The following is a 12,517-nucleotide window of genomic DNA, read 5'->3' on the forward strand; positions in this document are numbered from 1 at the left end:
TGTTATTGTTTCAAGACATCCTGTCTTGCTATGTGATTAATATAAGTTTTTTACCTCTTTACGACTAGCCTCAAATAGCGGCTTCTTGTGTAAGTAAATGCTTACATGAATGTTTAAAAATTCTTCTTCATTGAAAAATCTATTATAAAATCCTGTTAAAACCAAAACTTTATAAGATTTGGAAAGATGGCTTTTATGCTAGCTTTAACCAAATCATTCTAAGCACTAACATATTGAATGAGTTTATCTACCGCAGATTTCAGCGCTTTATTGTCAAAATCATTGCCTTGGAAGGTTTCATCTTTATTGCGTGAGAAAATGTCACGAATCTCGATAACGGCATTGGTATCAACTAAACCAAGTTGTGTACCGACTTGTCGGATTTGATCAATCGAGCGAGAGCCATTGCTGCCGCCATAACTGATATATGCCGCAGGTTTAGCTTGCCATTCTTTGCCTAAGTAATCGAGTGCATTTTTAAGGGCAGGACTATAGCCATGATTGTATTCTGGACTGATAAAAATAAATGCATCACCTTGAGCAATTTTATCTGCCCATGCTTGCTGTTTGGGTTGATCATAGATGCCTGTCAGTGGCGGATTTGGACCTGTAAAAATCGGTAAATCCCATTCTTTTAAATCTACGATTTCTGTATTTAAGGTAGAGAATTGGTAGCTTTGGATTTGATTGAGTACCCAATTGGCGACTTTAATGGCTGTACGTCCCTCACGCACACTACCGACGACAATATAAATTTTCATATTTTTCTCTGATCGTTTGAATTATTTTAAATTAATCAGATTTTAAGCTTATGAATAGTTTGGATTTGTATCGTTGTGATTACAGCGAATAAAAAAGCACCCGAAGGCGCTTTCTTGAAAGTCATAGACTTACATCAATTTCACACCTTGCTGGCCCGCAGGGGTAACTTTAAAGATTTCCACTTCAAAGGTAATGTTTTTGCCTGCAAGTGGGTGGTTAAAGTCAACTTCGGTAATATCATCACCAACGGTTTTGACCACGCCATATAAGCTTTGTTTGGCTTTGTCTTCAAACTCGATCATATGACCTTCGATTGGACGTTCTTCAAACTTCACCGTATCGAATTTTTGTACGTTTTCAGGGTTCCACGGACCGAATGCATCTTCAGGAGGAAGACTTACGGTACGACGGTCACCGGCGCGTAAACCAAACAGTGCTTTTTCAAAACCAGGTAACAGGCTACCGTCACCGATCACAAGGCTTACAGGCTCAGCACGGCTACGGGTGTTATCAATTTCAACACCATTTTCAATGGCAACAGAGAAATGAAGATCTACTTTTGCACCATCTTCAATACGAGTGTCTTCATTTGGATTAATAAAATCAGTCATGTTGTTGTTCCGCAGCTTGGATACGTTTTTTCTCAAGGAAGAACGTATCAATCAAGAGCAAGATAGTCCCAAGTGTGATGGCACTATCGGCAATATTAAAGGCAGGAAAGTGGCTGTTGTTGTAATACACATGAATAAAATCGACCACATAACCGAGTGAAACGCGATCGATTAAATTACCAATCGCACCACCCAGAATCAGAGCAATGGCAATCGGTAATACTTTCACATTTTTAGGCATACGCATCAGCCAAAATACAAACACCACAGACACTAAACCTGCCAATGAAGTAAAGAAATAACGTTGCCATCCACCGGCATCGGACAAGAAACTAAAGGCAGCGCCATAGTTATGTAGCAATGTCCAATTTAAAAAGGGCAGGACAGGTACAGGTTCTGCGTAATTCAGACTGTCACTGGCAATCCATTTGGTCCATTGGTCCAAAATAATGGACACAATGGATAAGCCGATCCACACGAGGTTGTGTGGATAGAATTGGAATAAGCCCTTTTTAGGTTGTGGATTAGGCATATTTTCTCTCTTCGCCTTGGCCTGAAGGTAAGTTAATAATACAACGACCGCATAGACCTGGGTGTGACGCATGAGTATTTACGTCAGGAAGCACATGCCAGCAACGTACGCATTTTTCGCCATCTGCAGCCGATACTTTCACGTTTAAGCCTTCAAGATCAGATGCTTCACCTTGTGCTGCATCAAAGCCATTCACGATGACTTGAGAGGTAATCAGCACGAAACGAAGCTCGTTACCAAGTTTATCCAGTACCGCTTTTAACTCATCATTGGCCCAAAGTTCAACTTTTGCTGACAAGTTCGAACCAACAGTTTTCGCACCACGTGCAGCTTCAATAAACTTGTTCACGGCAGATTTAACTGCAATGAGAGTTTGCCATTCAGCTTCAGATACAAGGTTTGCATTAGATGCCACAGGAATGTCATACCATTCCGCAGTGAACACATATTTCTCTGATTGCTCAGGAATCAGTGGCCATGCTTCTTGCGCAGTAAAGGTCAAGATTGGTGCCATCCAACGTACGAAAGCTTGTACCAAGTGATACAACGCAGTTTGTGCCGAATGACGTGCAGCAGAGTCTGCTTTGGTGGTGTATTGACGGTCTTTGATGATGTCGAGGTAGAAACCACCCAAGTCGTTAATACAGAAGTTGGTGAGTGCGCTTGTGACGATATGGAAGTTCATATCTTCATACGCTTTCTTAATGGTTTCTTGAACTTCAGCTGCACGTTGCAAGATGTATTGATCAAGCGCGATCAATTGATCGACAGGAAGTGCATCTGTTGAAGGTTTGAAGCCATTCAAGTTCGCAAGTAAGAAACGTAAGGTGTTACGGATACGACGGTAACCATCAGAGGCACGGCTAAAGATTTCTTTACCCGCAGTCATTTCATAACGGTAATCCGAAGATGCAATCCAGAAACGTAAGCCGTCTGCACCCATATCTTTAATGATGTCTTGCGGTGTGATCACGTTACCGATGGATTTTGACATCTTACGGCCTTTTTCATCGACTACGAAGCCGTGAGTCAACAAGCCTTTATACGGTGCACGTTCATTAATTGCCATTGAAGTCAGCAATGATGATTGGAACCAGCCACGGTGTTGGTCTGAACCTTCAAGGTACAAATCAGCAGGGTCTTGGAGTTCTTCACGTTCACGAAGCACAGCGTAGTGGGTTGTTCCTGAGTCGAACCATACGTCTAAGGTGTCACGTACCGCATTGTATTGTTCAGCGTCATCACCGATGAACTCACGTGCATCACGGTTGTACCAACCATCAATCCCTTCTTGTTCGATGAGTTTCGCAACTTCTTCGATCAATTCAGGCGTACGTGGGTGCAATTCATTGGTGTCTTTATGCACGAAGAATGGAATTGGCACACCCCATGTACGTTGACGTGAGATACACCAGTCCGGACGACCTTCGATCATGGCCTCAATACGGTTTTTACCCCAATCTGGCACGAAGCTGATATCATTTTCAATCGCGTTCAATGCACCTTGGCGTAAACCTTTAGCATCCATGCTGATAAACCATTGTGGTGTCGCACGGAAGATAATTGGTGTTTTATGGCGCCAGCAGTGTGGGTAACTATGTTTGATTGGCTTATGTGCCCAAAGCTTATTGCTTTCAGTCAGTGCTGCAATAATTTTTGGATTGGCTTTATAGATGTGCTCACCCGGGAAGATCGGTGAGGTTGGTAAATACACACCATTACCGCCAACAGGGTTATCCACTTTAAGGTTGTACTGTAAACCCACTTTATAGTCGTCTACACCGTGGCCTGGCGCGGTATGTACTGCACCTGTACCGCTTGCATCTGTGACGTGTTCACCCAAGATCACAGGCACTTGGCGGTCGCTAATTAATGGATGTTGTAGGACTAAGTTTTCCAATTTGCTACCGGCAAATTCTGCGATCACTTCAACGCTGTTAAAGCCATAACGCTCAGTTGCAGATTCAACCAATGATTTAGCCAAAATAAAGTTTTGAGCTGCTTTTTCTTCGCCTGTTGCTTTAACCAATTGATACTCAAGCTCAGCATGTAAAGCCACTGCTTGGTTGGCAGGCAAGGTCCAAGGTGTTGTGGTCCAGATCACGATATCAGTCGATTCTGAAACAGTTATACCCAAACGTGCAGACAAGTCAGCAAGGTCTACAACGGTAAAGCCAACGTCAATCGCGTCCGATTTTTTATCTTCGTATTCAACTTCCGCTTCAGCGAGTGATGAACCACAGTCTAAACACCAGTTGACTGGTTTCAAACCTGGCTCGATATGACCCGCTTTGGCAATTGCACCTAAAGCACGTACGATGTCAGCTTCTTGTTTGAAGTTCATGGTGAGGTACGGATTATCCCAGTCACCAAACACACCCATACGCACGAAGTCTTTCTTTTGAAGCTCAACTTGGGTGTACGCATATTCACGGCAAGCTTTACGGAAAGTTGAAGCATCGACTTTCGCACCGACTTTACCAACTTTTTCTTCAACTTTCAGTTCAATTGGAAGACCGTGACAGTCCCAACCTGGTACGTATGGCGCATCATAGCCATCCATAATACGGCTTTTCAGGATAATGTCTTTTAGCACTTTGTTGACTGCATGGCCTAAATGGATTTGACCATTTGCATACGGAGGGCCGTCATGCAATACATATTTTTTCTTGCCAATACGCGATGCACGAATCTGCTGATAAATGTTGTCGGCATACCACTCTTCTAACCATTTCGCTTCACGTACTGCCAAATTTGCTTTCATTGCAAATTCAGTACCTGGGAGGTTCAGCGTGGCTTTATAGTCCACTGCATTTTCAGGAGTTTGCTTATCGCTCATGCAAGTTGTCTTCCAATTTAATCCATCTTTTGATGGACACGTTTTACAATAAAAATACGAGAGTTTAAAAGGGGAATGTGGGGTGATTTCGACGAAACTCAAGGAGCTTTTCGACATCATCATCAATTCCGGCCTTTAAGGCTTCAAGCGAAGGATAATTCTTTTCGCCATGCAAATAATCTAAGAACGTTACCCGCATTAACAGGCCATACAGATTAGCAGAAACATCAGGGAAATGTACTTCTAATCGCCATTCCGGATGATCTTGTTTGATTGCAGGACGAGTCCCGACATGACCAGCACCAAAAAGTGCTGTAGGGCTATAGCCTGCCACGCCTTTTTTGTCAGGATGGCTAGCTTGTGCCCTGTCTTTTAAGGATTCAGTTTCACAGACCACATCGACTGCATAAATGCCATGTAAACACGGTTTGTGGCGGTTTAAACGCACATTAATGGTCGGAAAATTAATGGTACGACCAATTTGATCGCCGTATTGCACACGACCGGTGATGCTATAAGGACGACCGAGTAACTTGGCTGCAAGGGCTAAATCGCCTGCTTGTAAGGTTTGACGTATACGGGTTGAACTGACCCGTTCACCATTAAGCTCTACGGTATTCAAATTGGTGACCGCAAAGCCATAGTTTTTTAAGAATTCGCTGTTGCCTTGACGGTTTTTCCCAAAGTGAAAATCATCGCCCAAGACCAAATGCTCGGCATTGAGTTTAGTTTTTAAAATCTCAGCAAAATCGGTTGCACTTAAATTACGGAAAGTCTCATCAAATTTCGCCACCGCAATATAGTCAACACCGAGTTTAGTTAAATATTCGACTTTTTCACGCAGTGATGAGATGCGAGGAGGTGCTTCATAATGCTTAAAATATTCAAGCGGTTGTGGTTCAAAAATCATGACCACAGATTTTAAATTTTCTTGCTCAGCCACAGCTCTTAACTGTTGAATCATCGACTGATGACCTAAATGCACACCATCAAAATTGCCGATAGTCACGGCAGTTTTTTCTGAGACAGAATGGGAGTTTAAAGCATTTAGACGGAGCAGCTTCATGGGCGAATCAAGTGCTTAGAAATATCGAGAGGGTATATATTGCCACAAACTCTGCGTTTCGTCTTGTTGTTGTGTTTTTATTCAATATTTTTACCAAAGCATGCGATTTTTCAGATTGCAGTCAGGCCATTTTTTATATTGAATACAGCAGTAATTTTTTATGAACAAAGACCATGGCATCTGAATTAGCTTTAATTATGGCACTCCCTAATGAATCAAAGGGTTTATTTGAACAAGCGGGTATTGAAGTACATTACAGTGGTATTGGTAAGGTGAATGCTGCATTTAAAGCGTTTGAAATAATTCAGAAAACGGGCTGTAAAACCTTACTTAACTTAGGCACGGCCGGAAGCTCACATTTTGATGCACATGAGTTGGTTGAAGTGCTGACCTTTGTCCAGCGTGATATGGATGTTTCCCCACTTGGTTTTGAAGTGGGGGTGACACCTATGGATGAAGATCATCCAGCTGAAATCCATTTGGAACCTTATTTTCAGCATCTGAAGCAAGGTACATGCGGTACTGGCGACAGCTTTGAAACAGGGCTGCCCAAAGTACCGTGTAACTTAGTTGATATGGAAGGCTACGCCATTGCTAAAGTGTGTAAAAAACTCGGCGTTCGCTGCGTATCAGTCAAATACATTACTGATGGAGCAAATGACACCGCACACTTAGATTGGGAAGAAAACTTATTGTTGGGTGCAAGGAAGTTATTATCGTTGTATCAAATGGTCAAAATTTAATTTGAATAAAGAGAGTTCGGCGACCATAGCAATTATGGTCGTATGCCAAGCAATAGCAAAAAACTATTTTTCAGAACGCGGGATTACACCGTAAAGCATCATATGCACAGTATGTTGAATAATACGCTGTTGCATGCTGCGATTACGTAAAGTCTTACCGGTCACCATTTCCATTTGCGTTGCAAAGTCAGCATAGTTTTGGGTGAGTGCCCAAATATTTAAAATCAGCAGTTCAGGGTCAATATCTTTCGAGATTTTGCCTTGCTCTTGCCAATTGCTGATCACCTTAGCTTTACGCTTCACCAATTTCTTGAGTGGACCTTTTAAGATTTCAAGAATATGCGGTGCACCTTGAATGACTTCCAAAGCAAACAAACGTGAGGCTTTCGGTTGCGTACGAGAGACTTCAATCTTTTGTAGCAAGTAATTGGTAATGGCTTCTTCAGGCTCTAGATCGGCTTCCAAAGTTTGCAAAGGCGCAAGCCACTTTTGTAGAACAGTCGTTAAAACTTCTACATAGAGGGCTTCTTTATTTTCATAGTAATAGAAAATATTCGATTTATGCATTTCAGCAATTTGAGCGATCTCATCTAGGCTCGCACCATTAAACCCATACAGGGAAAATACGTCGAGGGCAGCACTCAGTAACTGATTGCGTTTTTGGGTACTCTTTTTTTGTTCCATCGGCAATGTAAAAGCAACGAAAAAGGGAATCTTTTATTGTACGGCAAATCGTCAGATTTGTGCATAAGCAAGCATCGTAATTTTATGAATATTGATGATTTATTCTGTAGAACAGCTATTAAATTGCTATAAATTCGACAAATGAACGTTTAAGAAACAAGTTTTTGAAAATTCTAATATTATTTGTAAAATTCTGTTTAACAAGGAAATAGACGATTTTTAAGTGTGAATGATCACATTTTGAAGGATTTTTTATTTAAGAAAGGCGGATTCAAACGGCAAGTGCAACAGTATAAAAACCAGCCATAACTTCACTCGGTGTATACCAACCTAGTGTTTTTCTAGGACGATGGTTGAGTGCAAATTCTATCTGCTCTATTTGTTCGTTTGACACATCATCAAACGATGATGATTTTGGCAGATATTGACGGATTAAACCATTCGTATTTTCATTTCTAGCTCGCTGAATAGACTTGTAAGGATCAGCAAAATACGTCTCTATCCCAGCATTAGTAATTCTTTTGTGTTCGGAAAATTCTTTGCCATTATCAAATGTCACACTATAAGCATGGCTCATTTGTAAACGATCTAATGCACAAGTAATCGTTTGAGAGGATGCTCTCGTTGGCCCTAAATGAACAATATGTACATACAGGCTCTTTCGATCAACGAGTGTCAATAAAGCACCTTTATGATGTTTACCAATCACCGTGTCACCTTCGAAATCTCCTAAACGTTGTCGTTGATCAATGACCTGGTCTCTGCAGTGAATACTTGTTTTATCAATGATTTGCCCCCTACGATCCGTGTTTTTGTAACCGCGTTTTCGATATTTCTTCTGATGCCTTAAGTGTAGATGGAGTTTACCTCCTTGTGATTTATCTTGATAAATGTACTGGTAAATCCACTCATGTGAAGGTACATCCAGCCAACCGCGTTGTGTTAAAGCACCTGAAATTTGTTCTGGTGACCAGTCCAAACCAATCAAATAATCAATATAAGCGAAGGCAAATGCTGTCATTGATGATGAAGGACGGTACCGTCTTTGACTTGCAAATTTAGCTGCCTGTTGAGCTCTATATCCACGTTGCCCAGTATTTCTTTTTATTTCACGGTAGATGGTTGATCGTGAACGTCCTAACTCCCGAGCAAGGGTAGCGATTGAACTTTTACTTTTCAAAGTAGCATAAATTTCGTATCTTTCATCTTGAGAAAGTTGGGTGTATTTCTTCATTGTGTGCTTTCCAATTGCGAGTTGAAAAAGTCTAATGATTCTATGAATACACCTAACTTTTTCAACTAACTACAAATGTGTTGCACTTGGGATTTGAATCTGCGAAATAATTAAAGAAAGCTCAAATCTATAAAATTTTCACTTACAAAAAACAACGGCTTAAAATCATTTTGACTTTAAGCCGCATGTCTTAGGTTGCTAGAACAGCTTGTAAAACTTGTTGTTCAAGTTCTGCAAAGTCTGCATTTTTTTGACGCGGACGTGCTAACTCAACTTTAAATTCTTTAGCGATATGACCTTTATCCAGCAAGATAATACGGTCAGCCAATTGAACAGCTTCACTTACATCATGGGTGACTAAGATCGCTGTAAAGCCTTGTTCTGTCCACAGTTTTTCAATTAAGTTCTGCATGTCCAAACGTGTTAACGCATCGAGTGCTCCCAATGGTTCGTCTAGCAGCAAAATACGTGGCTTATGCGATAAAGCACGTGCAAGTGCGGTACGTTGACGCTGACCACCTGACAGTTGCGATGGCCAAAGCCCTGCTTTTTCTTTTAAGCCGACTTTTTCCAGCATCTGTGAGGCTGCAGCATGTTGCTCTTCAGGTAAACCCAATTGCACATTTTGTTCGATACTACGCCATGGTAAAAGACGTGGGTCTTGGAACATCACGCGAATATCATCAGCGGTAATGCCTTCACGGATATGGCGTGCTGACTTAAATTTAATTTCGCCGTAGCTTTGTTTTTCCAAATCGGCAATTAAACGGAGCAGTGTTGATTTACCACAACCACTGCGCCCGACAATCGCCAGAAACTCACCTGGCTGAATATGCAGATCTAAATCTTCAAGAACTTTAACTGAGCCATAAAATTTATGTAATTGCTCAATGATAATTTCTGCACCGATGACTGCATTAGGATTGATATCAGTGACAGAAGGGTTTGACGGGCTAAGCTCTTCTTCATTTGCATGACGGCCTAAACTTAAATCAGTCATCTAGTACTCCTTAATTTCGATTATTTTTGATAGCCAGCATGCCAACGAAGTAGGTAACGTTCTAGGCTTACCGCTAAAACATCTGCCAATTTACCGAGTAGGGCATAGAGCAAAATACCGACCAATACGACATCGGTTTGTAAAAATTCACGTGCATTCATGGTCATGTAACCAATACCAGACTGTGCTGAAATGGTTTCTGCCACAATTAAAAGTACCCACACTAAACCAAGTGAAAAACGTAAACCGACTAAAATTGACGGCATTGCACCAGGCAAAATAATTTCTTTATAGAGCTGCCAACGGGTAAGACCGTAGCTTTTACCCATTTCAATCAGTTGTGGATCGACAGAGCGGATGCCGTGATAGGTATTGATATAAATAGGGAAGAACACACCAATCGCGACCAAAAACAGTTTTGCGGATTCATCGATTCCGAACCACAAAATCACCAATGGGATTAAGGCTAGTGCAGGGATGTTTCGAATCATCTGTAAGGTGGTATCGAGCAAATTCGATGCGGTTTTTGATGAACCGTTAAGTAAGCCTAAAATCAGACCTAATCCACCGCCGACCAATAAGCCGCTAATTGCACGACCTGCACTGACTTTGATATGCGTCCATAGCACACCTGAGACTAACAAATCCCAAAACGCAATGGCGACCGCACTAGGTGCAGGCAAGATCCGACTTTCAAGCAAACCTGTACTGGATGCGATTTGCCATAGCAAAATTAAAGCAATTGGAACTAACCAAGGCAGCAAACGCTGCCCAAGTTGTGTTCCACGTGAAACCTTGCGTTCAGCCAAAGTTTCAACTGAAACCACTTTTGACATTAAGCTGGCTCCTGAACTTTGTCAGCTTTTTTGTTTTCATCTGGTGTGTAGTTATTTGCCACGATTTCACCAAATGGACCTGTCAAATTCGGCTGAGTTAATTTTGCTTGTGTTTCAAGAGGTAGAAGTGGGAACACAAGTTCTGCAAAACGAATTGATTCTTCAAGATGTGGGTAGCCTGAGAAGATAAATGTGCTAATACCCAAATCAGCATACTCTTGAATGCGCGCTGCAACAGTTTCAGGATCGCCAACCAATGCTGTACCTGCACCACCGCGAACCAGACCGACACCTGCCCAAAGGTTAGGAGATACTTCAAGTTTGGTACGATCGCCATTATGTAATTCAGCCATACGACGTTGACCCACAGAATCCATCGATTTAAATTTCTTCTGTGCAGCAGCAATGGTTGCATCATCGACATACTGAATCAGTTCATCGGCTGCTTTCCATGCTTCTTCATTGGTCTCACGTACAATCACGTGTAAACGAATACCGTAATTTAAAGTACGACCTTTGGCTTCAGCTTTTTTGCGTACCACTTCAATTTTTTCTTTTACAGCTGCAGGTGGTTCGCCCCAAGTCAGGTAGGTATCAACTTGATCTGTTGCAAGTTCAATGGCTTCTTCTGATGAACCACCGAACCATAGTGGTGGGTGGGGTTCTTGAACAGGTGGATAAAGCAATTTTGCATCGTCAACGCTTAAGCGTTCACCACGGAAAGTGAAGCTTTCACCTGTATGTGAGCGTTTTAAAATTTCACGCCAAATGGTGGTGTATTCAGTTGCTGTTTTATAACGCGTGCTGTGATCTTCATAAACACCGTCACCTTTTAACTCTTGTTCATCACCACCTGTTACGAGGTTGAGTAAAACACGACCACCAGATAGACGGTCAAATGTTGCAGCCATACGTGCAGCAAGTGCAGGTGTGGTCACGCCAGGGCGCAGCGCAACTAAGAATTTTAATTTTTTGGTTGCATCAATCAGGCTTGCTGCTGTTAACCAAGGATCTTCACATGAACGGCCTGTTGGAATAAGTACACCTTCATAGCCAAGGTTATCTACCGCAACAGCAATTTGCTTCATATATGCGTGGTCAACGATACGAGCGCCTTTGCTCGTACCTAAGTAACGACTGTCACCATGTGTTGGGATAAACCAAAAAATTTTCATGTGATGTTCCTTTAGTTAAAAGATATAGCTCGGTTATCAATTTGACGCAGGGGCCACCCAAACAATTGGTTGGATGTTAATTTTCTTTGGAATCAGGCCTAAAGTTTGGAAACTATCGGCAATATTCTGTTGGGCTTGAATCTGTTTGTCGGTTAAAGACAGAATTGGAGAAGGCTTTAAGCGACGGTCAAATGCCAGTTGGGCAATATCAGCATCAAGCCCCGTATTTTTTTGATAGATCTCAAGCGCGACGCTTTGATTCTTCAGAATCCACTCATCTGAATCATTGAGTGCTTTCAAGAATTTGCTTGGTGCTTGTGGATGAGCAGCAATAAATTTTGGATTAGCAATGTAGAACGAGTAAGTCTCATCAAAGTCACCAGTTTTCGTGACCACACGTGCTTGACCGTGTTTTTCAGCAGCAGCTAGGAATGGATCCCAAATTGCCCAAGCATCGACAGATTTTTTGTCAAAGGCTGCACGCGCATCGGCAGGAGGTAAGAAGATCGGTTGAATATCTTGCCAAGTCAGTCCTGCACGCTGTAGCACCTTAGATAAAAACTCATGTGCATTAGAGCCTTTTTGTAAAGCAATGCGCTTACCTTTTAAGTCTTCCAATTTTTGAATCGTACTGTCTTTGGAAACGACAAGTGCAAGACTGTGAGCAGGTGATACTTCATAGCCGATGTACGTCAGATCTTTATCGGCAGCTTGTGCGAAGATGGGTGGTGTGTTGCCGACATAACCCAAGTCCACTGCACCAATTGCTAAAGCTTCCAGCATTTGAGGGCCAGCAGGGAATTCTTTCCATTCAATATTGGCATTTGGAAATTGCTGGTTAATCAGTTTTTCGTCGCGCGAAACCAACAGGTTTAACGCAGATTTTTGAAAACCAATGACAACGTTTTTGACTTCATCGGTTGTCGCTGCGCTTTCTTGTTTTTGTTCTTGCTTTTGGCAGGCACTAAGAGTGAGTCCTAATGCTGTAATACCAATCAATGAAAGTGTTTTAAGCGTTGTCATGGTTCTACCTAT

The 12,517-nt window shown here is 41.9% G+C and carries 12 protein-coding genes; 1 reads left to right on the forward strand and 11 read right to left on the reverse strand.

Annotated elements, in window-relative coordinates:
• Positions 1 to 218: 218 nt before the first annotated feature.
• The 5 genes from A3K93_RS12855 to ribF all read right to left on the reverse strand — a co-directional run bounded on the left by A3K93_RS12855 (position 219) and on the right by ribF (position 5,810).
• Complete coding sequence (locus A3K93_RS12855; RefSeq protein ID WP_067731563.1) at positions 219 to 761, reverse strand: NADPH-dependent FMN reductase; 543 nt, start codon at positions 759 to 761, stop codon at positions 219 to 221.
• Between the two features lie 129 nt (positions 762 to 890).
• On the reverse strand, positions 891 to 1,373 hold the full coding sequence (locus tag A3K93_RS12860; protein ID WP_067731564.1) for an FKBP-type peptidyl-prolyl cis-trans isomerase: 483 nt from the start codon (positions 1,371 to 1,373) through the stop codon (positions 891 to 893).
• Positions 1,366 to 1,905: a signal peptidase II gene (gene lspA / locus A3K93_RS12865; protein WP_067731565.1), complete on the reverse strand. Its 540-nt coding sequence runs from the start codon at positions 1,903 to 1,905 to the stop codon at positions 1,366 to 1,368. Before lspA ends, A3K93_RS12860 begins: the two co-directional genes overlap by 8 nt.
• Complete coding sequence (gene ileS, locus A3K93_RS12870) at positions 1,898 to 4,744, reverse strand: isoleucine--tRNA ligase (RefSeq protein WP_067731566.1); 2,847 nt, start codon at positions 4,742 to 4,744, stop codon at positions 1,898 to 1,900. Before ileS ends, lspA begins: the two co-directional genes overlap by 8 nt.
• Before the next feature lie 64 nt (positions 4,745 to 4,808).
• On the reverse strand, positions 4,809 to 5,810 hold the full coding sequence (gene ribF, locus A3K93_RS12875) for a bifunctional riboflavin kinase/FAD synthetase (RefSeq protein ID WP_067731567.1): 1,002 nt from the start codon (positions 5,808 to 5,810) through the stop codon (positions 4,809 to 4,811).
• Positions 5,811 to 5,983: 173 nt separating this feature from the next.
• Between ribF and A3K93_RS12880 the strand changes: the two genes are divergently transcribed.
• Positions 5,984 to 6,553 (forward strand): phosphorylase family protein, encoded by a 570-nt coding sequence (locus tag A3K93_RS12880; protein ID WP_067731568.1) that lies wholly within the window; start codon positions 5,984 to 5,986, stop codon positions 6,551 to 6,553.
• A gap of 63 nt (positions 6,554 to 6,616) precedes the next feature.
• Here the strand turns inward: A3K93_RS12880 and A3K93_RS12885 are convergent, their stop codons facing one another.
• The 6 genes from A3K93_RS12885 to A3K93_RS12910 form a co-directional block, all read right to left on the reverse strand.
• Complete coding sequence (locus A3K93_RS12885; RefSeq protein ID WP_067731569.1) at positions 6,617 to 7,237, reverse strand: TetR/AcrR family transcriptional regulator; 621 nt, start codon at positions 7,235 to 7,237, stop codon at positions 6,617 to 6,619.
• Between the two features lie 271 nt (positions 7,238 to 7,508).
• The gene (locus A3K93_RS12890; RefSeq protein WP_067728081.1) at positions 7,509 to 8,471 is read right to left on the reverse strand and encodes an IS30 family transposase; all 963 of its coding nucleotides are present in this window, start codon (positions 8,469 to 8,471) and stop codon (positions 7,509 to 7,511) included.
• A gap of 190 nt (positions 8,472 to 8,661) precedes the next feature.
• Positions 8,662 to 9,471 (reverse strand): ABC transporter ATP-binding protein, encoded by an 810-nt coding sequence (locus tag A3K93_RS12895; RefSeq protein ID WP_067731570.1) that lies wholly within the window; start codon positions 9,469 to 9,471, stop codon positions 8,662 to 8,664.
• Positions 9,472 to 9,491: 20 nt separating this feature from the next.
• A complete protein-coding gene (ssuC, locus tag A3K93_RS12900; protein ID WP_067731571.1) occupies positions 9,492 to 10,307 on the reverse strand; it encodes an aliphatic sulfonate ABC transporter permease SsuC in 816 nt (271 codons plus the stop codon).
• A complete protein-coding gene (ssuD, locus tag A3K93_RS12905; protein ID WP_067731572.1) occupies positions 10,307 to 11,482 on the reverse strand; it encodes an FMNH2-dependent alkanesulfonate monooxygenase in 1,176 nt (391 codons plus the stop codon). The genes ssuC and ssuD overlap by 1 nt, the downstream gene beginning before the upstream one ends.
• Positions 11,483 to 11,518: 36 nt before the next feature.
• Positions 11,519 to 12,505 (reverse strand): aliphatic sulfonate ABC transporter substrate-binding protein, encoded by a 987-nt coding sequence (locus A3K93_RS12910; RefSeq protein ID WP_067731573.1) that lies wholly within the window; start codon positions 12,503 to 12,505, stop codon positions 11,519 to 11,521.
• Between the last annotated feature and the right edge of the window lie 12 nt (positions 12,506 to 12,517).

It is taken from the genome of Acinetobacter sp. NCu2D-2 (assembly GCF_001647675.1).
Classification (GTDB): Bacteria; Pseudomonadota; Gammaproteobacteria; order Pseudomonadales; family Moraxellaceae; genus Acinetobacter.

Excerpts from the sequence above, each read along its gene's own strand:
- A3K93_RS12885 (WP_067731569.1), bottom strand. The coding sequence starts at position 7,237 with ATGGAACAAAAAAAGAGTACCCAAAAACGCAATCAGTTACTGAGTGCT.
- A3K93_RS12855 (WP_067731563.1), bottom strand. The coding sequence starts at position 761 with ATGAAAATTTATATTGTCGTCGGTAGTGTGCGTGAGGGACGTACAGCC.
- ileS (WP_067731566.1), bottom strand. The coding sequence starts at position 4,744 with ATGAGCGATAAGCAAACTCCTGAAAATGCAGTGGACTATAAAGCCACG.
- ssuD (WP_067731572.1), bottom strand. The coding sequence starts at position 11,482 with ATGAAAATTTTTTGGTTTATCCCAACACATGGTGACAGTCGTTACTTA.
- A3K93_RS12860 (WP_067731564.1), bottom strand. The coding sequence starts at position 1,373 with ATGACTGATTTTATTAATCCAAATGAAGACACTCGTATTGAAGATGGT.
- ribF (WP_067731567.1), bottom strand. The coding sequence starts at position 5,810 with ATGAAGCTGCTCCGTCTAAATGCTTTAAACTCCCATTCTGTCTCAGAA.
- A3K93_RS12895 (WP_067731570.1), bottom strand. The coding sequence starts at position 9,471 with ATGACTGATTTAAGTTTAGGCCGTCATGCAAATGAAGAAGAGCTTAGC.
- A3K93_RS12890 (WP_067728081.1), bottom strand. The coding sequence starts at position 8,471 with ATGAAGAAATACACCCAACTTTCTCAAGATGAAAGATACGAAATTTAT.
- A3K93_RS12880 (WP_067731568.1), top strand. The coding sequence starts at position 5,984 with ATGGCATCTGAATTAGCTTTAATTATGGCACTCCCTAATGAATCAAAG.
- ssuC (WP_067731571.1), bottom strand. The coding sequence starts at position 10,307 with ATGTCAAAAGTGGTTTCAGTTGAAACTTTGGCTGAACGCAAGGTTTCA.
- A3K93_RS12910 (WP_067731573.1), bottom strand. The coding sequence starts at position 12,505 with ATGACAACGCTTAAAACACTTTCATTGATTGGTATTACAGCATTAGGA.
- lspA (WP_067731565.1), bottom strand. The coding sequence starts at position 1,905 with ATGCCTAATCCACAACCTAAAAAGGGCTTATTCCAATTCTATCCACAC.